We start from the raw sequence: 25559 nt of genomic DNA on the forward strand, positions 1-25559 counted from the left end.
GTTTGGCACCTAAAATTGAATATAAAAGCTGTCGATGGCCACCACATAACCGACCATGATGGCAATAAACGTCAGAGACGGAAAAGCGATGAAGCGAGACAAACGTGTCTTGTTCAATATCATCACCGTTATCCACGTGGCCGTGACGGCGAGAAAGAGCACGAGTAGCGTAGGAGAAAAGTAAACGTCTCCCCAAGAGAGTTCATGAGGCATTACCGATCCTCCGTTTTGTTTTCATCACTGGTCTCAGCCGGAGTTTCGAGTCGCAAAGGCGGCAATACGCGGTTTTCTTCATTTAAATAACTTCCCCAGTCAGTGCGCTCTGTCATCTGCGTGGCAATCGATTCACTGATGAAAGGTTTGCCTGTTTGGGTTTGCCAGCCTCCACCGAGGGCTTTGTAGAGCGCGACAACTTGGTTCGCAACATTACCTTTGATCGTTGCGTAGCTGTCTTCTGCGCGGGTCATTTTTTCTACCGAGTTAAGCAGACGTTCGAATGAAATTTGTCCGTTTTCGTACTGTGTCATGGATATGTTGAACGCACGAATGGAAGAGTTGACCGATTGCAAGCGTAAATCTTTTTGCTGCAAATACAGGTCATATGCTTCGATTGCATTGGTGACTTCATTAACGGCTTTTAGTACCTTTTTGTTGTAGTTCGTCAGCGTTTCTTGGAAGCGAGCATCTTCGAAACGAATGTTATTTTTCACGCGTCCGTATTGGAAAATGTTCCAACTGAACGTTGGGCCAACCACCATGGTGAGCGAATCGCTAAAACTGAAACTGCTGCCATCGGGAACCGTACTGTCGATACCGATGGAACCGATCAACGAAAAGCTTGGGTACAGAGCGGTTTCTGCCACGCCAATCTGCGCACTTTGCGCGCGAGCTTGCATCTCAGAGACTTGCAAATCCGGACGTCGCATCACTAAGTTAGCATCCACTTGCGTATCCAAAAGCGGTGGACGTGGCACAATGGAGCGCTCGTCGGTGCCCGATAGCGCCGATTTTCTGCCCGTTGATTTGAACTGGGCTTCGTACTCAGCGATTTGCTTGTGCATCCCATCCGACTGTAGCAGTCCATCTACTTCTTCTGGTAACAGACCCAGTAGCAAAGCCAACACAGTACGTGATTGCTTCATTGCCACTTCGAGGCTCGGTAACACTGCTTTGGTGGTGTAGAGTTGGTTTTTAGCTTGTTGAACGTCCAATTCTGTAACGTTGCCAGAGTCGAACTGCACCTGAGTAATACGTACGACACGCTCTTGAATCTCGATATTGCGGCGAGACAGCAAAATACGTTCTTGGAATGTGCGATAGTTGATGTAATTGCGCGCCACTTCGGCGGTTATGGTGACCATGATGTCGTGATACGATGCGATGGATGCGTAGTAACCCGCTTCTGCCGACTCAATACCGCGAGCATACTTGCCCCAAACATCCATTTCCCAAGCAGCATCAAACGACAAAGTGGCGTTATTCACGCCCTGATCATTTACGTAGGCACGCGCTAGGTTTCCTGACACGGTTTGAACTTGTGGGTATTGCAAGCCAGTCGAAATACCAAGCAATGAACGTGCTTGGACAATTCGTAGCCCTGCGGCTTCTAAATCGAGGTTTTGTTTGCTCGCCAACTCAACCAACTGATTAAGAGTCGAGTCATTAAATTGCTGCCACCATTGTTGTAGCTGTTGCTCTGATTGCTGCGTATCTTTGGCTGCTGCTTTTTGCACCGACCAGTCACTTGGCAGTGGCGCCTGCTTTGGATGAACATAATCTGGTCCTACCGTGGTACACGCACTGAGTCCGAGCAAAGAAAGTATGGCGAGGCTTGGTTTGGTTAGTTTTGGAAGCATCATATCCCCACCTTTAAAAACGCTTCTGTTGTAAGTTCACCCAATCGATATCCTCGTAGGTTTGCTTGCAATGCTTGATTGCTTCGAACACGTTCCGTTTTAAATTCAGCAAGATATAAAAACCGGCTATCTCTGAATAAGCGTAGTCAGATAAATCCAACTCACTAAAAAAATCTTCCAGTTTATCTTCGAATGTTTGGTAATCTTGACTGTATTGGTCGAATACGGAGTCGAGTTCTTGTGTTGCTTGATGGCTGGCTAAAGCGCCCGCCATCAAAGGAATGATGGAATCGCGGTGCTGTTGGCGAAGCTGAGTAATTAGTGGATTGGTCATCAACTTTTTCTCGGCGGCCATTAAGATGTTGATGTGATTACTGAGTACATCACACGCTTTGCTAAACGCGCCGATCGCTTCTGGCGTGGTTTTATCAAAGTGTTTGTGGTTGATTTTCGAACCCCACACTTTGAGCTTTTTCGATGAGACATTGAGCGTCACCAAGTGCAAGGCCCGTTTGAGCGGCGTAACAACCGAGCTGGACTGCTGTTGATAGGTAGTGAAGAGCTCTCGGGTATGTCGGAAGTAGCGTTCTTTTATGGTCAAAAAGAGGTGTTCTGGTCGTGAGCTAAACGGGAAGTAGTGCGCGAAAATAATCATGAACACCACCATGTAAAACAACAGCATGATCGTCATGAGGATCCCGAAGTGATAGAACATGTTGTTATCTAAACCGAGAACAAACAAGCCAATCATATAGAAAATCGTCACTGGCCCGTTAAACAGATAAAAACCGATAAAGGTGTAGATAAAGATAAACAGGCCAAGTTCTAATCCGAGATCCAATTGCGGAAGGATGAATACGTAAGAAGGTACCGCGAACAAGAAGCCGAAAGTGAACAGCACAAGCAACAAAATTGGGTGCACAGGCACGAACGACAGCAAAGACATAAACATGGTCGAGAAGACCACGAATGAGTAGCCGCCTGGTGGATTGAAGTAAATCCAAATCAGTCCTGCAACCCAATAGGTAACAAAGGTTTTGACCGCAGTTTTAAAGTTTTCTGCGTCCCACCATAGAAACTTGCCTTTCGGTTTCGGCAGTGGCACGTCAAAGGAGACATTATTCGTCACAGAGTCAATACAGCTAATGCTCTCAGCTAAACGTGACAAGTTTTGATGCATCAGTTCCAATAGGTGACCAAGCGTAAGCGCAGAGCCTTTCTCTAGGTGAGCTGCGTCCTCAAGCAACGCTTGGTTGTATTTGACTTTGAATTCCTGAGCACGATAAGCGGGTTCTTTTTCGTCCCAGACTTGTTGGCAGGTATCAAATAGCGCGTCAATTTCCGCCACGGCTTGATCAAAGTTGCTGATGCTTTCACGGTCTTGCTGGTGGCTAAAGTGGCTGTGCGCCGCGACGGTCAATTGTTGCGTTACCTGTTTGTTCAAATGAACTGCCAAGCGCCACTCTTTCATGTAGGCGGACACGTCGCTGCATTCCACACTGACCGTGGCAAAGCGCTGTTCGAGCGCATTTTGAGCGGCAAACATCTGTTCGATGAGAGTGTCCACGCTAGGTTGTGGCTCTTCCGCTTCTGGATTTTCTTCTCCGCCTTCTTGAGGAGAGATTCGCCCTGCCGATTTTTGCTCGAAATTTTGCAAGATAGTGGTGAACAACGCGCGTTGTGCTTGGTTGAGTTGTTCGATGAGCTGTCTTAGGTTTTGTTCTGTTTTGGTCGGGAATAAGAAAGTTCCCACGAGTGTGTAAACCACCACCCCAAACACCGTCATATAGGCGCGGTCAACGCCATAAAGGAACGCACCTTCTGCGTCACCGCCATTGGACATCATCAACGTCATCACACCGGTCAGCATGAGTAGCGTAGGATCTTTTTGATAGGCATTACGGAAGTAAAAAATGAATGAGACCACAACCGACACGCTCAGCATGTACAGCAAGCGGTCTTGAGCAAACAACCCCACCAGTAACAAGCCAACCACGGCACCAACCAATGTACCTAACACGCGTAAGGTACCTTTGGCGAGGGATTCACGACGACTGCCTGTGGATGCAATCAGCATCACTGTGGTTGCGGCCGTCGATGCTTGCGGCCAACCCATGGCAAACGGGATCAGATAAGCCAGAGTTAGGCTAAGCGATACTTTAATAGCGAATTTTATTTTGTCGTTCATAGTGTCAAAGTTTGCTCAGGCTTATCGTTATAAGTTGATGAATTTCTTATATGAATAATCAGAATCTTGTTCTGAATAAATTCGGGGGGCGGAATATAGCGGGTGAAAAAGTGTGCTTTGTAAACCCTTTGTCAAAACAAAAAGTGCGTATTTGGCTTGATCTCGTGCTAGCCCTTGGCGTTATTGGTGAAACGCCTAAAACGAGCAAATTCGCGATCTGTGATGATTCTCACTTTTGAAACAAAATCGCTGCATTGTGTGAGCCAATTCTCACCTTATATTCTTCGCCTGGTACCAAAGCAGACCACTTGTACCATCTGCAATGAGCTTTACTGCTTTAAAAAGCATAGATGATGAATGGGTATTTGAGAGGGAAAGTTATTACTTTTTATCGGCTTGCCGATTGTTCGTTTGTTTTTTTGGATCGAGATAAAAAAACCAAAGCGATCCCACCAAGAATGATGCCGCTGGTTAAAAGAGTATGCAGTGAAAGAGGCTCGTGGAGTACGATGCTGCCGAGTAGTAAAGCAATGGCTGGCACGGAAAGTTGGCTGACGGCGGCTTGAAGTAAAGAGAGCTTACGTACGACTTGGTACCAAAGTGTATAACCAAGGCCAGAGGCAATGGCACCAGATGCGATAGCGAGCAACACTCCGCTCAAAGAAAGGTGGATTGAGGACAAGATTAATGGCGAAAGGAGCACGCCAATTATTGATGCTGCGATGAATCCCCACGTGATTCCACTACTTGGAGAAGGCGCTTGTTTACCGAGCGCAGTAAACGCAGCCCAACAAACGCCAGAAATCAACATGAGAAGTGCAGAGCTAATATCGGGGCGCGTGGCAGATGGCAACATCAACCAAACAAATCCAACAATTGAAAGGCCGATACCGATGATTTCGAGAAACTGAAAGCGCTCACCTTGCCACCAATAGATTGCCAGTAACGTAAGTTGCACGGCACCAAACAAAAGCAAAGCACCTGTTCCTGTCGCCAGTTGTAAGTACGCGAAAGAGAAAAGGGCAGCGTAACCAAATAACGCCACGCCAGCAAAAAAGCGAAAGCGAGACGTTGGCCGATCGGTTTTCCACTGACTTCTCACGACAAGCAATGCGATTAAGATAACAGCGCCAGATATCAATCGAACGAGAGTGAAGCTTCCTGCATCAATTAACCCTTCGGCCAATGCAAGTCGGCACAATAATGAATTGGCAGCGAACGCCAGCATTGCAATGGCAGTGAGTAAAAAGGTCGACATCCTTGATCCTTAGCGTGTAAATGAACAGCTAGTGTAGATCCAAAAGAACATTTTTATTAGTTGATAAAGTGATTAGTTATAGCTATCAGAGCAAGAAAGTCATTAAAAATAACCAGAGAAAACCTGACCTTAGCCTGAGTCTTACTGTGGTTGGGAAGGTTGTTTGTACAATGACTTAATGGTGTTTTTCAACCATAGCAATTTGGGATTGTACGCATTGCGTTTATGCCAAATCATGGTAAATGGAATCAGTAACTTGTCTTGTTGAGCTTGGTCTAATGGAATTGGCAAGCACACCAAATCGAGATGCAGCTTTTCTGTGTAACTTTTGCAATAGTGCGGCGCGGTGGTGATCATGTCATGCGTCGGCTGCGCTGCCATAAAAAGGGATTGCTCAAAGTTGGACATCGTCAGCCCGATAGAGCGCTGTAGCCCTAGTTCCGTTAATACTTCATCCAACGCCCAAGTTTCACTTTTTTCCCAAACAATATTGATGTGTTGGTAGCTCAGAAAGGTCTCGAGATTCCACTCTTGCTGTAATGCCGGATGATCTTTATGTAAATACACCATCGGCAGGTCAAAAAATAGAATCTCAAAATCCAAGAAATACGGCAGAAGATCCAACGACTCTTTCGATCTCGGGTGACTTTCTCGGCCGGTAAAACCGATATCCGCCTCGCCTCGAATGATGGCGTCGAGTGAATCGTAATCCCAGTTACTGGTTTTTACTTTCGCTTCAGGGTATCGCTGGTGGATAGCGACGATGAGTCTGTCCAGCACTGTGAGCACTAATGGCGACTCAATCGTGATATCAAAACGCACTCCTTTAGGCGTAATATCGCTGCGTTTTTCTGCAATCTGGCTGCCAATTTGCAGCCATTCTGCAAGATCTTGCTCCATGCTTTGCGCCAAAGACGTTGGCGCAAGACCTTTAGGTGTTTTGACAAACAAAGGATCATCGAACCAATGACGAAGTTTGTTGAGCGACTTACTTACGGTAGAGGGCGTAACGTTCAGCTTTTTCGAGGTTTTCGAGACGCTTTGCTCTTGCAACAATAATTGCAGAGTGAACAGTAAGTTTAAATCAAGTCGCGCTAGGGATTTCTTCATAATGGGTATCGTGAACAGGCTTTGGAATCAATAGTATTAGAGCAAGGCTGATTACGCTACCTAGCACTAAGATAAACACCAACATATTCAGTGCAGTAACGCCGATGAAACCCATAAACCAAATATAGAACGCGGAACTACAAACTTGAGCAATGCCCAGTAACGAGCTTGCCACGCCAGCTTGTTGAGAGAATGGGCTGAGCGCTTGGCTCATGGCCACGCCAAAGCCACAAGCGAAGCCTGCGCAAATCAGCCCAAGTCCGAACACATAGTAAAAAGGTTGTCCATCATGGAAATGGGCTGCACTGAGCACGATGGCTGAACAAACGAGCAATACTTGAGAGCTCATCATTAAGGTTCGCTGCTTGAAAATCCCCAATGCCAATGGCGCCGAGAACGAAATCAACATACTGATCGTCGCAGTCCCCGCCATGATGGAAGAATAGCCACCGCGATCAAAACCAAGCATACTCATCACAACAATTGGTGAAGCGTTAACAAAGGTCAGGATGGTGGTCACTCCAAGTGCAGTAATGATCAGCCTACTGATAAAAAATCGCTCGAAGAAAGTCTCTTGATGGCTCTCTGGCGTTGTCTGTTCTTCACCTTGTTGGCTGGGTAGTGATTCCTTGAGAACAAAAATGGCCAATACACTGACGAGAATGCCCATTCCTGCCATCGTGGTAAACAAACTCGGCCAAGGAAATTTCAGCATAATCAAGTGACCAATCACGGGTGCGATCACTGGAATGATACAGGTGATGCCATTGAGCATCGACAATACTTTCGCGCGGCGTTCATCGTCTAATGTGTCGCGTAAAATCGCGAACGCGACGACATAGCAAGATCCAGCCCCGATGCCTTGGCAAAAGCGAGCAATCAAGAAAGTGTTTGGTTGCTCAGCCATCCCGCCGAGAAAAGACGCGAGCACGAAGATCATCGCGCCGACGACGGCAACAGGCTTTCGTCCCACAGAGTCTGCAATTTTCCCCGCGAATAACATGGTGGTAGCCATGCCAGCTAAATAGATCGAAAACGCAATATGCAACTGAGACTCACTGGCGTTGAGATCTGACGCAATTTGAGGCAAACCAACAAGATACAAATCAATGGCAGTAGGGTAGAGTAAAACGAGTGCAAAACTACAAAGTAAAAAACGGGACATGGAAACCTCTCTATCGAATGGCGAGGATAATAGAGTGCTAAACGTTTGCCTGCGAGTGGGAAATACGACACTAGGTATTTCTATTTACGACATACCCTGTATGAATCGAGCATAAAAACAACAAGGAAGATTATGATTACTATTGAAAAGTATTCGCCTGAGCGACATGAACACACTTGCGAACTTAGCGTTCTAGAAGAGCAATCGCAGTTTACGGTCGCGGATGTGGGTGAAATGCTTACACGTCTTGAACCCACAGAGCTTCCGCATCTGATTTTGGCAGACGATGACGTGGTTGGCTTTTTTCTATTTGATGCAGCTTACAGCGAGAAATACGATTTTTGCCCGAAAAACAGTTTAGGCGTACGTGCTTTGCTGGTGGATCACCGTCATCAAGGCAAAGGTATCGCCAAGCAAGCCATTCAACAGTTTGCCGATTTCGCCAAACGCCATTATCCCGAGTTTGATGCGCTTTATCTCACTGTGAATTGCCGCAACATACCCGCTTATCAGTGCTATTTAAAATCAGGGTTTGAAGATACCAATGAGCTTTACCACGGCGGCCCCGTTGGACCGCAACACATTATGAGACAGCCGCTTTAGCTAGGAAAAACCAAGGATGGAAAGATGAGGATTGAAATCGACAATTTAGAACGGCCGCAAGTGATAGCGCTGTTGGAAGGACATTTACAGGACATGTACGCCACGTCACCACCAGAAAGCGTGCATGCGTTAGATTTAGATAAGCTCAAAGCGCCAGAAGTGACATTTTGGACAGGATGGAAAGGTGAGCAACTGCTTGGGTGTGCGGCGATTAAAGAGTTGGATGACCAACACGCGGAGCTGAAATCCATGCGCACCACGCCTACGGCAAGAAACCAAGGTGTGGCATCTCAATTATTGATTCATGTGATTGAGCAAGCGAAGCAAAAAGGTTTGCAGCGCTTGAGTTTAGAAACGGGCTCGATGGAGTTTTTTAAACCAGCGCGCCTGTTGTATGAAAAGCATGGCTTTGTGTACTGCGAGCCGTTCGGGGATTACGAACTCGATCCGAACAGTCAATTCATGACCCTAGAACTGAGCTAGGGCCATGAATTTTTAGAAGCTAAATCCAATCGATTTAGAAATTCAGATTCAAGTTGATGGTTGGCGACAAGAGGCTTGAACGCTCGTCAGCCAATCGCTTTCTCTTCTCTTTCAGTCTCTTGGCATTATCTTTGTCTGGATTGCCATCAAGCTGATTATCGATGACCGAGATTTCAGTATCGATTTGTTGGATGCGTTGCTGGCGTTGATATTCTTGATGACCTAACTGGTAGTTCTCAATAAACTCTTTGCTGCTGCATACACCGTAATATTCTTTGCCTTCGATACCGACAGTGTACCCATTGTCTGGTGAGCAATATTGGATAGTGCCTTTATCAAAGCCTTCTTTCCATTTCGCTCGGTCGGGTGTCACACCCGCTTCACCACAGTCTTCGGTATAGCTATTGATAATGTTTGGATCGTTGCCATCTCGGCCATCTTGATAACCTACGTTGTACCAGTTCGCCGTTTTGCACTCATCCGGAGACATGCTGGCGCAACCTGAGAGCAAAGTCAGTAAAGCCAGGGGGATTAGCGCTCTTTTCATCAGTGACTGTCCTTTAAATAAAATCGAATTGATAACTTGAGTTTAAAATGAACACTGTTCATATCAATGGTTGAAATCATTGTATTCACAATTGTGGTGACTCATTAATCTAAGTGATAAATTTATTATGCTGAATAGAAGTGTGTTTGATTAGTATTATCCACGAACTGCGCCTTTGCTGCATCAATCCACTAGCCTTGGCCCCAAATTAAGTGATAATACCAACATAAAGATAAACACCGTCAATGAGGCTAAGACATTGAGCGAACAACCCACCGTCCTTATTATCGAGGATGAATCTGCTATCGCAGAGAACCTGATTCATGTATTAGAGATGGATGGCTACCACGCAGAGTGGCTTGCAACAGCAGGAGAGGGCTTGGCCTTTTTGCAGCATAACTCAGCATCGTTACTTGTGTTAGACGTAGGCTTACCGGATGGCAATGGTTTTGAATTGTGCAAAACCATCCGTGAGTTTTCTGATATTCCCATTATCTTTCTCACCGCAAGAAGCGATGAAATTGACCGTGTAGTCGGCTTGGAGATTGGCGCGGATGATTACGTGACTAAGCCATTTAGTCCGCGTGAAATGTTGGCTCGCATTAAACTTAGAATCAAAGCTAAAGCGCCAATGATGGAGCACAAACCAGAGCCTGTGGCTGTTCCAGATCAACCTCAATTGAGCCATGATTTGGTTGCGCAAAACTTTGACTACGGTGTTGGCGGGCAAATGCTTGGGTTAACTGCGGTCGAATTTAAGATTCTCGATAAGCTGATTTCCGTCTCTTCCAATGTATTGAGCCGAGAGCAGCTCATGGTCGCGGCAGACATGGCGCCGGAAGCTGCATACGAGCGTAATATCGATACCCACATCAAAGCCATTCGCCATAAGTTGAAGCCGTTTGAGATGTCTGAACGCATCTGTACCAAACGTGGCTTTGGTTACTTTTACTGCATTAAAGGTGAATGATGAATCGCTGGCCGAAGATCCCGCTTGGACTCAGACTGTTTTTTCTCTACTTCATCTTAGTCGGGATGACGGCTTACATGGTGAGCAAAACGGTTGTCCAAGAACTTAAGCCAACCGTGCGCCAAACCACCGAAGAGACGCTAGTGGATATGGCGAACTTACTCGCGGTATTGGCGGAAGAAGACGTCGCGAATGACAAGTTGTCTGAGAGTCGCTTCTCCAAACTACTAGCGGCTTATGGGCAGCGAGAGCCTCAAGCGCGCATTTGGGAAATTGGCAAAAAAGCGATTAACCATCGAATTTACATTACCGATAAACAAGGCATTGTGATTGCGGATTCTTGGCAGCAAGACGTAGGCAAAGACTACTCGCAATGGAACGATGTATATCTCACGTTGCGTGGTCAATACGGCGCGCGCAGTACCATCGAAGACCCGAAAGATCCGCTCTCAACCGTTATGCACGTGGCTGCGCCCATTTACCACAAAGGTGAAATCATTGGCAGCGTGACGGTGGCAAAATCCAATCGCTCAGTACAACCCTTCATCGATCTTTCTAAACGCAATGTGCTGTTTTGGATGGTGTGGATGAGTGGTTTAGTGCTATTGGCAGGGGCATTGTTTGCTTGGCGAATTCACTCAGCACTGAACAAGCTAGAAGACTACGCGACCAAAATGGGTGAAGGTGAAAAGGTCTCTAAGCCGACATTTCGTATCTTTTATGAGTACGGCACGCTAAGCGACGCATTAGAGAAGATGCGCAATCAACTCGATGGTAAACAATATGTGGAAGAGTACGTACAGACGCTGACTCATGAGCTGAAAAGCCCGTTATCAGCGATTAAAGGCGCGAGTGAAATATTGCAAATGCCGTTGCCTGCAGAAAAGGTCACGCGCTTTGCTGGCAACATTGAGCGAGAAAGCGACCGCATGCAGTCATTGATTGATAAGTTGCTCGAACTGGCTCGTCTTGAAAAGCGCCCCGAGCTAGAGCAAGTCGAAGCTATCTCGCTAAAACAAATGGTCAATGAAGTGGTTGAATCGGCGGATGCGCGCTTGAGTGCAAAGTCGGTGATTGCCAACATCCAAATTGATGACCATCTCGCCGTGCTTGGTGATGCCTTCTTACTGAAACAAGCCGTTTTTAACTTGATGGACAATGCGCTGGATTTTGTTGATTCGGAGGGATGCATTGAATGGAAAGCTGAGGTCGCGAAAGAGAAAATGTGCCTGTCGATTTTCAATTCAGGTCCTCACATTCCCGACTACGCGATGTCGCGTTTGACGGAACGCTTCTACTCCCTCGCTCGGGAAAATGGCGTTAAGAGCACTGGGCTCGGGCTGAATTTTGTTGAGCAAGTGATCAAGCTGCACAAAGGTCAGTTACAAGTCGAAAACGTCGATTCTGGCGTGAAAGTGACCCTGATTTTACCAACTCCATAGAAACTCCACATTAGCTCCATTCGTTCTCCAAATTGCTGATTTAGATTACTTCCATCAGCAAATGGAGAATGAAACATGAAAAAGATCCTCAATAACCAACTCGGCACGAAGTTCGCCTTCGTGCTGTTTTTGTTTGTCTTACTGCAAATCCCGCTTTCAATGGTCACAGGGCTGATCTCAGAACGCTCATATCGCCAAGATGAAGTCAGAAACGACATCGCACGCAGCAGCAGCGGCGAACAGCGCATCATTGGCCCATTCATCATGGTTAACTACACCGAAACCAGTTACCGAGATGACAAAGTACAGATTAAAGAGCGTCGTAAATTCCTCCTACCTAGCACTTTTGATATGAGCGCGAATCTGGACAGTTTTGAAAAGTACCGAGGCATTTACCGCGCGCGTTTATACAAAGCACAAGTGGCACTGAAAGGCACTTTCGATGCAGACGATCTCACGGCATTGCAGGGGCTTGATATTGACAACATGAGCCTAGTCGTTGGCATTGAAGACAGCCGTGGATTGATTCGTTTGGATGACATGACCATGGCGAGCTCTGATATCGAAGTCGCACCGGGAACGGGGTTAAATCAGTTACCACAAGGCTTCCACAGTGATCTGACACTTGCAGACCTAAACCCAGCACAACCTTTGGCATTCGATCTTAACTTCTTGCTACAAGGGATGGGGCAGCTTCAAGTCACACCAATCGGCAGTCAAACAACGGTTGAACTCTCTTCAACTTGGGCACATCCAAGCTTTATCGGTGATTACTTACCGGTGTCATCAGAAGTCTCTGAGGATGGATTTAATGCACAATGGGCGAGCAATAACTTCTCTACCAATATCGCGCAGCTGTTCCAAAGCTGTTTGTCATCGAATCACGCTTGTCACGAGCTTGAACAGCGACAAATGGGCGTAGATTTGATTGATCCCGTGGACCACTATTTGAAATCCCACCGAGCTGTGAACTATTCACTATTGGTTATCACATTAGTGTTTGCGAGTTTCTTCTTACTGGAGCTGTTCCAAGCGCGTCCGGTTCACCCAGTGCAATACGGCTTTATTGGTCTGGCTTTAGCACTTTTCTATCTGTTGCTGATTTCGATGAGTGAACACCTCGGCTTTAACTGGGCATATGTGGTGTCGGCAGTTGCATCGACCTGGCTTTTAAGTGTGTACGTGAGCGGTATGTTGAGCAACACCAAACACGGCGCGATATTTGGAGCGTGTTTGCTCACTCTCTACGGATTACTGTTTGGCTTGCTACAAGCAGAGAGTTACGCATTGGTCATGGGGACATTACTGTGTTTTGCGATTTTGAGCTTCACTATGGTCATTACACGCAACATCGACTGGTACGCACGAAATAAGAAAGCAGAAGAAAGTGCAAAGGCGAATCGTGAAGATGTTTAAACGAGTCACTCTTGCTGGTCAGCCAAGCGATATGGTGGAAGAGACGTCCGCTATCTACCTGCGATTTTCTGCAAAAAATGGACTGAAAAGCTTGGTGTGTTTTATCGCATTGGTCGTTATTGCACTCTATGTTCGAGACAACTTTATTCGCCCGACATTTGGTGATGTTCTCGTTGTGGTTTGGCTCTACTACTTTCTTGCAAGTATGTTCTCTATGCCTGTTAACTGGCTGGTTTCATTGGTGGTGTTGATTGCGTTTGCTGTTGAGTTAGGGCAATTGTTACAGGTCGCAGCTTGGCTTGGTATCGAATCTTCATCGCCTCTGGCAGTGATTTTGGGCGCTACATTTGATTGGAAAGATCTGCTGGCTTACTGCATCGGAGGTCTACTGTGTTGGTGGATAGAAAAGAAATGAAAACCGAGATGAAAGCTATTGCGCTACCAGACCGACTCCGCTATTCCAAACGAGGTATTCGTAAGAGGTTCAAAATTAGTTTACTCAAGCGCCTGTACCTTTGGTCACTGACCAATAGAGAACTGCTGTAAACCTCACCTCTTTATATGAAATACAAAAGGGAACCTTAAACTCACCGGCGCACAGGGTGAGTTAAGATTCCCTTTATTATTCATTGAAAGGTCTAGCTGCTACTTTTAATTAGCTTTCAAATGAAAGTTTCTCGCCGAACGTCTCTTTCCAGTCTTTATCGAACTGTTCAACCGCCGGTTTTACTGCTGGATGTGCGAACATTTGTGCCGCCACATCAGTTGGCAATGTAATGGCTTCGATGCCCAGTTTCATCACCTCCATCGCTTGTTGAGTATTCTTGAAACTGGCTGCCAAAATCTTCGCTGGTAGTTGGTTTTGATCGAGCAACAATTGAAGATCCGCGACCACTTCAACACCGTTGCCGTTCATCGTATCAATGCGGTTTACGTAAGGTGCTAGGTAGTCTGCACCGCACAGTGCTGCAAGGAAACCTTGTTGAGCTGAATAGATAGCGGTAGCAAGAACCTGAATTCCCTCTTTTTTCATTAGCTTAATTGCAGCTAAGCCTGTTTCTGTTGCTGGCACTTTTACCACCATGTCGTAAGGCAATTCATTCAATTGGCGTGCTTCTGCCACCATGCCTTCGACGGTTGAACTCACTACTTGAGCGTGAAAGCGAGGTGTACCGCCAAGTGCTTCTTGCATGTCTGCTAGGGTTTCATTCAGTCCCTGCTTTGACTTCGCCAAAATGCTTGGGTTTGTCGTCACGCCTTTTAGCGGTAGGCACTGGTTAAAGCGTTTTACTTCTGCCACATCAGCAGTATCTAAATAAAGTTCAATCATGGTTTCTACCTTAAACAAAATCTTCGTTTTGATGATGGGATCACTATAGATCTGACAATCGAACGAGATCTTGATTTTGATCAATTGAAATTTCACTTGAAACTATAATAATTTCATTAAATGAAAGTTAAGTGAAACTTGTAAACGCTCAAATGAAGCTTTCAGTTCGAACAAAGAAAAGCTGTTCATAAGACTTAACCAGCAAGAAAGAAACGGATTAAGTACACAGCGGTAGCACAGACCAAGAGGCAAGCAGAGATGTATTTCAATATTCAACGATTCTCTACCCATGATGGCGATGGCATTCGTTCCATTCTTTTTCTTAAAGGATGCAGCTTGTCTTGCCCTTGGTGTCAAAACCCAGAAAGCCGCAGCGAAAAGCATTCACTGCTTTTTGATCAGCGAAGCTGCATGGAAGGTTGCCAACTGTGCGTTTCTGCTTATCAAGCCACAACTCAATCTACAACGGATAGTGAAACGGTGGGTGATGGTATTCGACGCATCGACAACCAAATCATCATCAATCGCAAAGCCATCAAAGAAGACCAACTGATCGCGCTGCGAAACGTCTGTCCTACGCAAGCACTGACCGTCTGCGGTGAAGATGCAAAATCAGACATGCTGTTCGACACCTTAATGAAAGACAAACCTTTCTATGACCAAAGCCAAGGTGGTGTGACCTTCTCCGGTGGTGAGCCACTCATGCAAGCCGATTTGGTAGCAGAACTCGCACAGCGTCTGCATGACAACCAAGTCTCTACCGCCATTGAATCGTGCATGCATGTGCCGTGGAAGAACGTCGAAAAAGCCGCGCCGCACATTGATTGCTGGTTGGCGGATTTAAAACATACCGATGAAGAGAAGTTTCTTAGCTGGGCGAAAGGTTCACTAAAACGCATCAAAGACAATTTCCGAAAACTGGCACCTATCGCGAAACGCATTGTGATTCGCGTTCCCGTGGTGCCGGGGTTCAATGACACCATCGAAGAGTTGAAAGACATCATCGATTTTGCGGCTTCACTAGAAAGCTGCCAAGAACTTCACTTGCTGCCGTACCACACGCTCGGCATCAATAAATACCGTTTGCTCGATATGCCTTACGAGTGTTCTGACAAGCCATTAAACAAACCAGAACTGCTAGAAAGCGTCATGCAATACGCAAGCGAAAACACCCAACTTAACGTGATTGTAAGAGGTTAACTATGGACCTGAATTACCTTCCTGAGCGTATCAAAGCGCACAAATCGGCACTGGTAAATATCGTAACGCCACCTGTCTGTACCGAGCGTGCAGAGGCATACACTCGTGCTTATCAAGCAAACGAAGACAAACCTGTAATTGTCCAACGTGCGCTAGCACTGCAAGAACACTTAAGCACTCGTACGATTTGGATTAAACACGATGAGTTAATCGTCGGTAACCAAGCGAGCAAAGTGCGCGCTGCACCTATTTTCCCAGAATACACTGTACGTTGGATTGAAGCGGAAATTGATGAGCTAGCCGACCGCCCTGGTGCAGGCTTTGCGGTTACTGAAGAAGATAAGCAAAGCATCCACAGCATCACACCGTACTGGCGCGGTAAAACCGTTCAAGACCGTTGTTATGGCTTGTTTACTGATGAGCAGCAAGAAATCTTAGCCAGCACCATCATTAAAGCCGAAGGCAACATGACTTCGGGTGACGCGCACCTAGCGGTGGATAACGAGAAAATCTTGAAGCTAGGCATGAACGGTTTGCTAGAGGGTGTTCGTCAGCACCGTGCTAACAATGATGTTTCGACCTTTGAAGGCTTGAAGAAAGAGCAGTTCTACAAATCGGTCGAAATTGTACTGCTTGCCATTCAAGACCACATGGTGAGCTACGCTGAATTGGCGGCAAAAATGGCGCTAGAAGAGACGCGTCCGCTGCGCAAAGCTGAGTTAGAAAGCATTGCGGCAAACTGTCGTCATGTCGCGAGCCACGCACCAGAAAACTTCTGGCAAGCACTGCAATTGAGCTACTTTGTTCAGTTGATGTTACAAATCGAATCGAACGGTCACTCGGTTTCTTTTGGTCGTATGGACCAGTTCCTAAACGAATTTTATGTTCGCGATATCGAAAACGGCGCGATCGAAAAAGACTTTGCACTAGAGCTTTTACAAAGCTGCTGGTTGAAGCTGCTTGAAGTAAACAAGATTCGCTCTGGCGCGCACTCGAAAGCATCCGCAGGTTCTCCACTGTACCAAAACGTGTGTATTGGCGGTCAGAAGTTGAATGAAAAGGGTGAGCCTGAAGACGCAGTGAATCCTCTTTCTTGGGCGATTCTGGAATCTTGTGGTCAGTTGCGTTCGACGCAACCTAACTTGAGTGTGCGTTACCACGAAGGTTTGAACCAAGAGTTCTTAATGGGTTGTATCGAAGTGATTAAATGCGGCTTCGGTATGCCAGCGTTCAACAACGATGAGATTGTTATTCCTGAATTCATCAAGCTTGGCGTAGAGAAAGAAGACGCTTACAACTACGCATCTATCGGCTGTATCGAGACGGCGGTTCCGGGCAAATGGGGTTACCGTTGTACGGGTATGAGCTTCATTAACTTCGCTCGTATCTTGCTTGCTTCATTGAACGAAGGTGTGGATGCAACAACGGGTAAAGCTTTCTTGCCGCACGATAAGTCATTAGCAAAAGGCAACTTTGAGAACTTTGAGCAAGTGACAGCTTCTTGGGCAGAGCAAATCCGCTACTACACCCGTAAATCGATTGAGATTGATACGGTAGTCGACAGTGTGCTTGAACAGCAGGCACAAGACATCTTCTGTTCAACGCTGGTGGATGACTGTTTGGCTCGCGGTAAAACCGTGAAAGAAGGCGGCGCGAAATACGATTGGGTATCTGGCTTGCAAGTCGGTATCGCGAACTTGGGTAACAGCCTAGCTGCCATCAAGCACCTTGTTTTCGATGACGCGCAGATTACTCAGCCCCTTATCTCACAACAACAGCTAGCAAAAGCATTGGCAGAAGATTTCGATGGCATGGAGAACGAACAGCTTCGCCAACGTCTTATCAACTTTGCACCAAAATACGGTAACGATGATGACGCGGTAGACCAACTGCTCTCAGACGCGTACCAAGTGTACATTGATGAGCTAGAGCAGTTCGTTAATACGCGTCATGGGCGTGGTCCAATTGGCGGCGGCTACTACGCAGGTACATCAAGTATCTCGGCAAATGTCCCATTCGGTGCTTCAACCATGGCAACGCCAGACGGTCGTAAAGCGAAAACGCCATTGGCAGAAGGTGCAAGCCCATCGTCTGGCTCAGACCGTTTAGGTCCAACGGCAGTGTACAATTCGGTCGGTAAGATCCAAGCGAATAAGATCCTTGGTGGCGTGCTGCTTAACCAGAAGTTAAGCCCGGCAGCGGTTGAGTCTGAAGGGGATAAGCTCAAGCTTTCTATGTTGATTCGTACCTTCTTCAACCACCACAAAGGCTGGCATGTTCAGTACAATATCGTCTCTCGCGAGACCTTGCTAGCTGCGAAGAAGAACCCTGAACAATATCGTGATCTGGTTGTGCGAGTTGCAGGCTACTCAGCCTTCTTCACCGCGCTATCACCAGACGCGCAAGACGACATCATCGCACGTACTGAGCACGAGCTGTAAGTACACTGATTAACTAAAACAAAAGGCACCGATTGGTGCCTTTGGTTTGAATACTTAATCCGCAAATGACTATACCTGAACGCATTAAAGCTTGTGCAAAATGGTCACGCATTTCTTCGTGACGTTGTCGTACTCTTTCGTTATGTAAGCGGTAGTGATCGCGCCCTCTTTCATGATGCAAATGGCATCGAGTAATGAAGCGTTTTCTGATTTGAGATAGCGTTGAATTAGCTCTCTGACTTGCTGTTTATGGTAGCGGCAATACGTTGCGATCTCGCCACTGTCGTCACTGAATTCCGCGGACGTATTGATGAAAAAGCAACCGCGAAACTCGCCCAACTTTTCTTCAGAGCCATGAAACCAGCCGTTGAGTGCTGTAAATAACTGATCGATCACCTCCGCGCACGTTTGTGCTGAAGAAAGCTTTTCCTCCAACCATTCCATAAATACTTGGTGGCGTTGTTCTAATGCGGCGATGATAAGCGCTTCTTTGCTCTCAAAATGGTTATATAGCGTGCGTTTAGCCACGCCGGAAACATTGAGGACTTCATTGATGCCAATAGAGTTGATGCCTTGTTTATAAAACAGTGACAAAGCTGTGTCGATCAATAACTGTTTCTTTTTGTTCATAACTATGTCCTCAAAAAGTTCCATAAACACATATTGACAAAGGTAGACAGATTTGTCTATTTTATTTTGTAGACAATTCGGTCTACTTTGAGGTGTTTATGAATAATTTAATTTTATCGTTGGTTGCCGGGCTTGGCGCTACGTTGGCTATTGGCGTATTGTCCTACGCTGAGGTATCACTGACGGAGGTTGTACTCCTGATGGCACCATTTGGTGCTACCGCAGTACTGGTGTTTGGGGTGCCAGGCAGCCCTCTTGCTCAACCCAAAAACGTGATCATTGGTCACTTCATCACGGCCTCTATCGGTATTGCGTTTAGCCAGTATGTTGATGTCACGCCGGTCACGCTCGCGATTGCGACGGGGCTAGGTGTGTCTGCGATGCTGATTACGAAGACCACTCATCCACCTGCGGGGGCAAATCCAATTTTGATCATGGCGTCTGGGCAGGGATGGAGTTTTCTCTTCACGCCTGTCCTGATTGGCGCGGTAGTGATTGTTCTGGTCGGTAAAGGGTTACAGTTGCTACAAAGTCAGTACTTAAACCCTCGATTGAATGGTCAGAAGACCTAGTCGGATTGTAGTTAGAGCCGCGAAAGGGAGTGATCTCTTTTGCGGTTTTATCTTTTGTCGGTTTGCAAAAACAAAATCTGATTCTCTCTTGGTATTCAGTCGTATACATCAACATGGTAGTTAAGTTGGTACAATGCGATGAACAGAATCCACCCTAAGAAACTATTGCACAGTAAATGGACGGCAATTTCACCTAAAAACAAAGAGAAGCATTTTGTCGTGACGGAAATGGAACTAGATGAAGATGGTAACGTTGTGAGATGTGTCATCGAGGCAGTCATGAGTAAACGCGACCGAGAGATGAACTGGCAAGACCTAAAAGACTCTGAGCAATGGATGCAAGGGTGGAAGTGAGTGACGCTTCGTTGTTGGGCGAATCAAGCAGAAACGTGCGTTGCGAGTAGGCAAAAGTGGTGCTATCTGATACGTTGATAATTCGTTCTAACGCCCACTCAAAGGATTAATTATGATTGATTTCGACAATTCCTCTGTATTTAAGCTTAAGCCGATTGACGTTTCTAATGCCAGAGAAGACTTCCTTAAGTTCTTGATTGATGGTGAGACTATTTTCGCTGCTTTTAAAACAGTTCGTGACCAAGTGGTGTTTACGAACAAGCGAGTGATAGCGGCAAATGTGCAAGGGATTACCGGCTCAAAAGTGGATTACACTTCTTTGCCTTACAGTAAGATCAATGCATTTTCTATCGAGACCTCTGGTACTTTTGATTTGGATTGTGAAATCGAGTTCTTCATGAGTGAGGTGGGAAGAGTGCGTTTTGAAATTAAAGGCTCGTTTGATTTGATTTCTTTCAACCGTATGGTTAGTGAGTATGTACTAGGTTAAGGGATTAGAAATGAGAGCTTCGCTGAGAGACAAAATTATAGAGGTCTGTGACAAAAAGATCGCGAGTAAAGGTGAATTGGTTGGTCTCTCATTTTATGCGTTTTTCGCTAATAAAAATGACGACCCAGAGCTGTTGATGGAAGCGGCTACGTGGTGGATTCAGACTCATCAGCTCGACCACTTCGAAAAAGCAGTAAAAGTAAAATCAATGGTCGAGTCGGGGAGCTAAATTAAAAAAAAGAAGTAAAGAAAGCAGACAAATGCTAATAACGTTGCGGACAAAACAGGGTAGATAATGTAAGAGTCCTGCTTGTTGGTTCGTTGAAAACATAGCGAAACAAGTAAGACGTTATAAACTACAAGTAACAAGCTGATCATGGTTCCGCTGTTTAATGTCATACTTGATAGCTGAGTTAAGAAAAACGCCAATAAAAGGTAATCGAAGACAATGAGCCATAAAAAGGCTTTCTTCAGTAAGTCGCTTTTTCTTTTTTCGGATGATGTTATGTGCATATAGAACTCAACTAAAAAGTCACAGTAACAGAGGCTTTGGTTAGAGAGGTCACCATCAGAGTGGTGACCTTTTAAGATTATAATTCTTGAATTTTTACTTCGCTGGTGGCGGTATCGCCGGAGTAATTGATGACTTCTTGACGAATGACTGGTTGGTTGAATTCAGCCTTATCTTTCGCTTTTTGCAGTTCGCTTTCTTGGTGGTTGCCAAAAAGGGTCTCAAGCACTTTAGCGGCAGGAGTCGTTAAAACAAACAGCTCAATACGACGGTTTTCGCTAGAATCTGGCTCATCAGGATTAAGCAGCGCTCTATCTGACATACCCGTTACCTGCATTACTCTATCATCCGGCATACCGCCTGCAACTAACGTATTTCTTGCTACGTCTGCTCGAGAGGCTGATAACGCCCAGTTAGATTGACGACCAAAACGCTTTTTAAATGGAATTGCATCTGTGTGTCCGCTTATGATCAGAGGGTTGTTAACACGATGAAATACAGGTGCTAGTGCGAGAAGTAAATCTTCAAAAAAAGGAGTAAGTTCCGCACCACCACGGCTGAACATATGCTGTTTGTAATCATCTTGAAGGACGATACGCAAACCTTGTGGTGTCACCGTGACGTTTACATTTCCCTGCGCATTAATTTGGGCAGTCATTTGCTCAATTACTTTCGCTAGTGCGGCAAGTTGCTCTTGAGTATCGAAGTTACCAGGAATCAAAGAATCAATTTCTGGTCCATCCCCATCACCTTTGAAGTAAGAGCTTACCACATGGTTGGAGTTGTGTTTACTTGGCACAGAAGAGTCCTGTGCCAAGTCGATAGGAGAAATACTTTGTGACGTATCAAATGGGTTGCCGTAACTCTTGTCGAATACGCTTGAACTATGCAAGTGGGCAACAATCGCTTTACGCTCTTCTTTGTCTACCACCTGCATAACCCAAAGTACAAGAAACAGCGCCATTAGGGCGATCATGAAGTCAGCAAACGCGACTTTCCACGCGCCGCCATGAGACGACTCATCATGGCTGTATACTTTGGCACGTTTGAACACTACATGCTCTTGTTTTTGCATTATCCCTCCTGTTCAGCTAACCACTTCTCCATTTGGTTGAATGTTGGTTTGATGTCTAGCTGAATATGTTTACGACCAGCGTCAATGGCGAGCAATGTCGGCTTTTTCGCTACGTAGGCAACCAAGGTTGCACGAACGCACTCAAAAGCAGTCATATTACGTTTTACTCGCTGAGCCATGGCGTTACTTAGTGGATCTAAGCCACAGTAACAACCGAAAATACCAATGAATGTACCAACGAGAGCTGCCGCAACGTGATAACCAATCATAGCGATTGAGCCATCAATAGCTTGCATGGTGATAATGATGCCACCAACTGCTGCAAGAATACCGAAGCCAGGTAGTGCTTCTGCTGTACGCTGTAGTGAGCGTGAAGGTAAAAGCATTTCGTTCTGTATTGCTTCGATTTCTTGCTCTAGCAGTCCCTCTAATTCATGAGGCGACATCTGTCCCATTGCCATTAAACGTAAATTGTCAGTAATGAAAGAAATTAGGCGATGATCTTCGGCGATCGTCGGGTAAGCGAGGAACATAGAGCTTTGCTCCGGAGCCTCAATATGAGAATCCAGAAACTTGTATCCGCGGTTTCTCGCTGTCTCTAGCAAGTTGTTGAGTAGTGCCATTAATTCCATGTAGTACTCATGCTCTTCTGTTGGACCTTTAATGGTCGCTGGCACTTGGCGACGCATTTCTTTTAGTACATGAGGCGGATTACCGATGATCAAAGAACCAGCAGCGGCGCCAATAATGATAAGGAATTCGGCTGGCTGCCAGATAGCACCTAAGCTACCACCGGCCCACATATATCCACCGAAGACGCACACCAGGATAGTGAGCACTCCAAAAAACTTTTGCATCTTGTGACTCCTAAGAGGACATTAATTGGTTGAGTTGTTTCAGCGCTTGTTTGTGAAGCTGACATATACGAGGTGGTGTCAGATCCAATACCAGAGCTATTTCGTGTAAGTTGAGTTCATGTTGATAGAACAGAGTCAGGAGCAGTTGATCGCGCTTAGGTAACTTACCCAAAGCACTGTCTAAACTACGACGAATATGTTCATGTTCCATGCCATCGTATTGTCCGCCAATGTAGCTATCACCGCTGCTCTCCATCAGTTGATCAAGGCTTTGCATCTCGCCTGCGAGAGCGGCATTTTGACGGTTGTAATAATCTTGCTCATTCGTCCCTAAAGCCTGGATGATTTCGGCATCCGTTGGCATTCGACCTAACGTTCGAGTGAGATCTCGAGTCACGTCGTTGAGCTCGTGGGCTTGTTGACGAGTCTTACGTGAACGCCAATCTAGTCGGCGTAATTCGTCTAAAATAGCTCCCCGAACTCGACAAACGGCGAAAGCAGGAAAGTGAGGATCGTCAACATCGCCATATCGGCGTCCAGCCTCGACTAGAGCGATAAGGCCTATCTGCTGCATATCTTCAATACTACAGTGAGAAGTGGCATGAACGCGCAGCTGGTTAACTACGCGTTTTACCATGACCTGATGACGTTGTAGCAATGCGTTTTCATCAATTGGTCGTGACGGTGTTGTCACTTCCTCTTCTGTGGTGTAAGTGTCTTGTACATTCATGTCTAACATGGTTGTGCTCCGTTATTGCACAACATATTTAGTCAACAAAACATCGTCGATTTCTCGGACGATGTCTGTTTTAGCAAAAGCGAGTAGAAGCGTTTGCTTCACTTCGTCTTGCAGAATATCGATGGCACCCGCTTGCTGTAACTGATCAAACGTTTTGTCGCTAAACAGTTTTAATAGAGAGTTTTGTACCATAGGCATGTATTCATCGATCTCTTTGATACGCTCTGGGCGGCGTGTCTCAATTGCCAGTTCTAGCATCACAAAGTGAGTCTGTTTCTTGCCTTTAACGGTCAAAACGACTTTGTCCAAAGGATGGAAGCTAGGACCTTTACTTGTCGGTTGTTCTGTGACCAAAAAAGACAGTGGAGAGTCTTCGATCAGTGAACCAGAGTCAGGTGACTCTTGAGCGTGTTTGTTTAAGTACCAGATTCCGCCCATAATTGTGACGGCCGAAACGAGGGCACTGGTGATGATCATGGCGATAAACAGGGCGATCATTTGTTGTTTGGTCATAACCTTTTTCCTCGAAGATTCACTAAGCTTGAGTGCTTAGCCAGTGTTCTGAATAGTTAGTTGTTGTCGTGGTTTGGAATGCACCAGATTCTCGTGCGGCGAAAATATTGGCGTCTTCTTCGTTTGCATGTGGGTCATTTCGACCTTGGTTTTGATCAGAGCCAACATTGACATCGACATGAACGAAGTTTTGCTCTTGTAACTCAGTACGCAATCGTTCCGAAACTTGCATTAAAGCTTCTCGTGTTGCTGCGGCATTGGCGTTGATGTGGACACTCAATCGGTCACCTTCAACACGTACAAGTAAATCCAATTTCCCTAAGTCTGGTGGGTCTAGGCGGATTTTTGCTTCTTGTACATTTTGTTGAGCTTGGAGCGTCACGCGATCATGTAATACTTGCATCATTTGCTCCCCCCACTTTCCGGCAGTGGTATCAACACGCACCGCTGCCCACTCAGAGCCTTGAGCTTGAACATGACTCGTCGCAACCGGTGAATGTGCAGGTTGTGTTGTAGGAGCTTGTGCTTGAAGTAGAGAGGCGGTTGGTTGCCCTTGAACAGGTTGATTCAAAAGAGTTTGAAACTCAGCACCGGAGATAGGCAAACGCGAACTCGATGAAGTCGGCAGACTTTGCTTCACATCTTGTTTTGATGATGTGTTTAACATAGCGTTAGACGAATCTTGAGTAACAGACTTAACTTCGCTCGCAGTCATTAAAGATGACGCTTTTCCTAGTTTCTCAGCCTGCTTCTCTGCCATGGTAATCATACCCTGGGTTAAAGCTTGAGCTTGCGCTGCAAGATCAGTCGATTCTGTTAACCCTAGTGTACTGGTCAAGTTGGCATCCGGATCTGAAGCTGAGCGGTCATCAGTATCAAAACCATGACTTTGTACTTTGTTTGCGCTGTTCAAAGTAGAGGCCGTAAGGTGAAAACTCGGTACCGCTGACGCAGAGTTAAAGTCTTGCTCACCATTCTGCTTGTTCCCTGATTTAAAACCATGAGAAAAGCCGTGTACCGAGTTCGCTTGCTTGATGTGACCCTCATTGTTAGCTGGCGAATTACCCGAGTGCTGAGTTGAAGAAGGTATGATCATTGAGTTAGCTCCATGGTCATTGCTAATTGATAGGCCATAGCGCGTTCTTGATGGTCATTGACCATGTTCATCTCTTTTTTCAACTCGTTGGTCGACTTCTCTAATACTGCGAAGGCATTAGCGTGCACTGTTTTCGCTCGCTGGATTTCAGGGGCAAGCTTAGGATCTTTCAAAAAAGGCTTGTGACTGATCAAAAGCTCTCGCAACTGCAAGTCGTACCGCTTGAGCGCATGCCAATCGGCCGTTTTTGCGGCGAACTGGATGAGCTGAGATAAATGACGGAATCGCTCTGGCGATACTTTATGCTTGTTGTCCAAAATTCATCCAACCTTCACGAATGTTACCCATTACACGCTCAACGTTAACCAAGCGATTTGCATCGTTTTGCACGCTAGCGTAATAAAGTTCGACTTGGCAGAAGTCATACAGCTGGCGTAGGTTTTCCGCAATTTCACCGCCGTTTTCATCATCTAAAGCACTTGTTAGTCCAATCAAGATGTTCATGCATTTGTTGATTCCATTCCCTTTCTCGGCCAAACGATTTGCGGCTAGGTGGCCGCGAATACGTTCAACTTCATCGAGTAGGCCATCGATTAACATGATGACCAATTGGTGTGGATTTGCTGCTGCCGCTTGAGCGTCGAGATCGACTTGTTGGTACGAATCGTAACCAGAATCCATAAGCATGAATATTTCTCCTAAATTTGGAACCA

The 25559-nt window shown here is 46.0% G+C and carries 29 protein-coding genes; 12 read left to right on the forward strand and 17 right to left on the reverse strand.

Annotated elements, in window-relative coordinates:
- Positions 1-9: 9 nt before the first annotated feature.
- The 6 genes from R7190_RS01370 to R7190_RS01395 all read right to left on the reverse strand — a co-directional run bounded on the left by R7190_RS01370 (position 10) and on the right by R7190_RS01395 (position 7577).
- Complete coding sequence (locus tag R7190_RS01370; RefSeq protein ID WP_005374946.1) at positions 10-213, reverse strand: DUF1656 domain-containing protein; 204 nt, start codon at positions 211-213, stop codon at positions 10-12.
- Complete coding sequence (locus R7190_RS01375; RefSeq protein ID WP_186585079.1) at positions 213-1859, reverse strand: TolC family protein; 1647 nt, start codon at positions 1857-1859, stop codon at positions 213-215. The genes R7190_RS01370 and R7190_RS01375 overlap by 1 nt, the downstream gene beginning before the upstream one ends.
- Positions 1860-1869: 10 nt before the next feature.
- On the reverse strand, positions 1870-4044 hold the full coding sequence (locus tag R7190_RS01380) for an FUSC family protein (protein WP_186585081.1): 2175 nt from the start codon (positions 4042-4044) through the stop codon (positions 1870-1872).
- A gap of 388 nt (positions 4045-4432) precedes the next feature.
- On the reverse strand, positions 4433-5302 hold the full coding sequence (locus tag R7190_RS01385; RefSeq protein ID WP_186585083.1) for a DMT family transporter: 870 nt from the start codon (positions 5300-5302) through the stop codon (positions 4433-4435).
- Positions 5303-5443: 141 nt separating this feature from the next.
- Complete coding sequence (yidZ, locus tag R7190_RS01390) at positions 5444-6412, reverse strand: HTH-type transcriptional regulator YidZ (RefSeq protein ID WP_042521700.1); 969 nt, start codon at positions 6410-6412, stop codon at positions 5444-5446.
- On the reverse strand, positions 6387-7577 hold the full coding sequence (locus R7190_RS01395) for an MFS transporter (RefSeq protein WP_138939454.1): 1191 nt from the start codon (positions 7575-7577) through the stop codon (positions 6387-6389). Before R7190_RS01395 ends, yidZ begins: the two co-directional genes overlap by 26 nt.
- Before the next feature lie 132 nt (positions 7578-7709).
- Between R7190_RS01395 and R7190_RS01400 the strand changes: the two genes are divergently transcribed.
- Both R7190_RS01400 and R7190_RS01405 read left to right on the forward strand, forming a co-directional pair.
- Complete coding sequence (locus R7190_RS01400) at positions 7710-8180, forward strand: GNAT family N-acetyltransferase (RefSeq protein WP_017820545.1); 471 nt, start codon at positions 7710-7712, stop codon at positions 8178-8180.
- Between the two features lie 24 nt (positions 8181-8204).
- A complete protein-coding gene (locus R7190_RS01405) occupies positions 8205-8663 on the forward strand; it encodes a GNAT family N-acetyltransferase (protein WP_005386911.1) in 459 nt (152 codons plus the stop codon).
- A gap of 34 nt (positions 8664-8697) precedes the next feature.
- Here R7190_RS01405 and R7190_RS01410 read toward each other — a convergent pair whose 3' ends face one another.
- Entirely contained in the window at positions 8698-9210 is a 513-nt protein-coding gene (locus R7190_RS01410; RefSeq protein WP_005374970.1) for a DUF2799 domain-containing protein, read from the reverse strand.
- 259 nt (positions 9211-9469) lie between these two features.
- Here R7190_RS01410 and R7190_RS01415 point away from each other — a divergent pair, with 259 nt between their 5' ends.
- The 4 genes from R7190_RS01415 (at position 9470) to R7190_RS01430 (ending at position 13453) form a co-directional block, all read left to right on the forward strand.
- The gene (locus R7190_RS01415) at positions 9470-10180 is read left to right on the forward strand and encodes a response regulator (protein WP_186585085.1); all 711 of its coding nucleotides are present in this window, start codon (positions 9470-9472) and stop codon (positions 10178-10180) included.
- A complete protein-coding gene (gene creC / locus R7190_RS01420; protein ID WP_186585619.1) occupies positions 10180-11622 on the forward strand; it encodes a two-component system sensor histidine kinase CreC in 1443 nt (480 codons plus the stop codon). Before R7190_RS01415 ends, creC begins: the two co-directional genes overlap by 1 nt.
- Before the next feature lie 75 nt (positions 11623-11697).
- Positions 11698-13038: a cell envelope integrity protein CreD gene (gene creD, locus R7190_RS01425; RefSeq protein ID WP_213986392.1), complete on the forward strand. Its 1341-nt coding sequence runs from the start codon at positions 11698-11700 to the stop codon at positions 13036-13038.
- Complete coding sequence (locus tag R7190_RS01430) at positions 13025-13453, forward strand: DUF2809 domain-containing protein (RefSeq protein WP_186585089.1); 429 nt, start codon at positions 13025-13027, stop codon at positions 13451-13453. The genes creD and R7190_RS01430 overlap by 14 nt, the downstream gene beginning before the upstream one ends.
- A 240-nt stretch (positions 13454-13693) precedes the next feature.
- Here the strand turns inward: R7190_RS01430 and R7190_RS01435 are convergent, their stop codons facing one another.
- Positions 13694-14368, reverse strand: a complete 675-nt coding sequence (locus R7190_RS01435) for a fructose-6-phosphate aldolase (RefSeq protein ID WP_186585091.1) — start codon at positions 14366-14368, stop codon at positions 13694-13696.
- A 258-nt stretch (positions 14369-14626) separates the two neighbouring features.
- Here R7190_RS01435 and R7190_RS01440 point away from each other — a divergent pair, with 258 nt between their 5' ends.
- Both R7190_RS01440 and R7190_RS01445 read left to right on the forward strand, forming a co-directional pair.
- Positions 14627-15568 (forward strand): glycyl-radical enzyme activating protein, encoded by a 942-nt coding sequence (locus tag R7190_RS01440; RefSeq protein ID WP_186585093.1) that lies wholly within the window; start codon positions 14627-14629, stop codon positions 15566-15568.
- A 2-nt stretch (positions 15569-15570) separates the two neighbouring features.
- Entirely contained in the window at positions 15571-18009 is a 2439-nt protein-coding gene (locus tag R7190_RS01445) for a formate C-acetyltransferase/glycerol dehydratase family glycyl radical enzyme (RefSeq protein WP_186585095.1), read from the forward strand.
- Between the two features lie 84 nt (positions 18010-18093).
- On the opposite strand, the gene R7190_RS01450 is transcribed toward R7190_RS01445, so the two are convergent.
- Positions 18094-18639 carry a TetR/AcrR family transcriptional regulator gene (locus R7190_RS01450; RefSeq protein WP_186585097.1) on the reverse strand — a complete coding sequence of 182 codons (546 nt, stop codon included), beginning with the start codon at positions 18637-18639 and terminating at the stop codon, positions 18094-18096.
- A gap of 98 nt (positions 18640-18737) precedes the next feature.
- Here R7190_RS01450 and R7190_RS01455 point away from each other — a divergent pair, with 98 nt between their 5' ends.
- The 4 genes from R7190_RS01455 to R7190_RS01470 all read left to right on the forward strand — a co-directional run bounded on the left by R7190_RS01455 (position 18738) and on the right by R7190_RS01470 (position 20284).
- Positions 18738-19211: an HPP family protein gene (locus R7190_RS01455; protein ID WP_005386883.1), complete on the forward strand. Its 474-nt coding sequence runs from the start codon at positions 18738-18740 to the stop codon at positions 19209-19211.
- 138 nt (positions 19212-19349) lie between these two features.
- Positions 19350-19565, forward strand: coding sequence for a TIGR02450 family Trp-rich protein (locus tag R7190_RS01460; RefSeq protein WP_005374999.1), 216 nt, complete (start codon positions 19350-19352; stop codon positions 19563-19565).
- A gap of 112 nt (positions 19566-19677) precedes the next feature.
- The gene (locus R7190_RS01465; protein WP_005386881.1) at positions 19678-20055 is read left to right on the forward strand and encodes a PH domain-containing protein; all 378 of its coding nucleotides are present in this window, start codon (positions 19678-19680) and stop codon (positions 20053-20055) included.
- Between the two features lie 10 nt (positions 20056-20065).
- Entirely contained in the window at positions 20066-20284 is a 219-nt protein-coding gene (locus R7190_RS01470; RefSeq protein WP_005375001.1) for a DUF6500 family protein, read from the forward strand.
- Here the strand turns inward: R7190_RS01470 and R7190_RS01475 are convergent.
- From R7190_RS01475 to fliS, 8 genes are all read right to left on the reverse strand, one after another.
- Positions 20281-20568, reverse strand: a complete 288-nt coding sequence (locus R7190_RS01475; RefSeq protein ID WP_005375002.1) for a hypothetical protein — start codon at positions 20566-20568, stop codon at positions 20281-20283. The genes R7190_RS01470 and R7190_RS01475 overlap by 4 nt on opposite strands.
- Positions 20569-20645: 77 nt before the next feature.
- Entirely contained in the window at positions 20646-21641 is a 996-nt protein-coding gene (locus R7190_RS01480; protein WP_053350024.1) for a flagellar motor protein MotB, read from the reverse strand.
- Positions 21641-22498: a flagellar motor stator protein MotA gene (gene motA / locus R7190_RS01485; RefSeq protein WP_005375006.1), complete on the reverse strand. Its 858-nt coding sequence runs from the start codon at positions 22496-22498 to the stop codon at positions 21641-21643. The genes R7190_RS01480 and motA overlap by 1 nt, the downstream gene beginning before the upstream one ends.
- 10 nt (positions 22499-22508) lie before the next feature.
- The gene (locus tag R7190_RS01490) at positions 22509-23237 is read right to left on the reverse strand and encodes a FliA/WhiG family RNA polymerase sigma factor (RefSeq protein ID WP_005375008.1); all 729 of its coding nucleotides are present in this window, start codon (positions 23235-23237) and stop codon (positions 22509-22511) included.
- Between the two features lie 12 nt (positions 23238-23249).
- Positions 23250-23750: a flagellar basal body-associated protein FliL gene (fliL, locus tag R7190_RS01495; RefSeq protein ID WP_005375011.1), complete on the reverse strand. Its 501-nt coding sequence runs from the start codon at positions 23748-23750 to the stop codon at positions 23250-23252.
- Positions 23751-23772: 22 nt separating this feature from the next.
- The gene (locus tag R7190_RS01500) at positions 23773-24846 is read right to left on the reverse strand and encodes a flagellar hook-length control protein FliK (RefSeq protein WP_005375012.1); all 1074 of its coding nucleotides are present in this window, start codon (positions 24844-24846) and stop codon (positions 23773-23775) included.
- Positions 24843-25163: a hypothetical protein gene (locus tag R7190_RS01505; protein WP_005375013.1), complete on the reverse strand. Its 321-nt coding sequence runs from the start codon at positions 25161-25163 to the stop codon at positions 24843-24845. The genes R7190_RS01500 and R7190_RS01505 overlap by 4 nt, the downstream gene beginning before the upstream one ends.
- A complete protein-coding gene (gene fliS / locus R7190_RS01510; protein WP_005375014.1) occupies positions 25147-25533 on the reverse strand; it encodes a flagellar export chaperone FliS in 387 nt (128 codons plus the stop codon). The genes R7190_RS01505 and fliS overlap by 17 nt, the downstream gene beginning before the upstream one ends.
- Positions 25534-25559 lie beyond the last annotated feature (26 nt).

The organism is Vibrio sp. 1078-1, assembly GCF_033340475.1.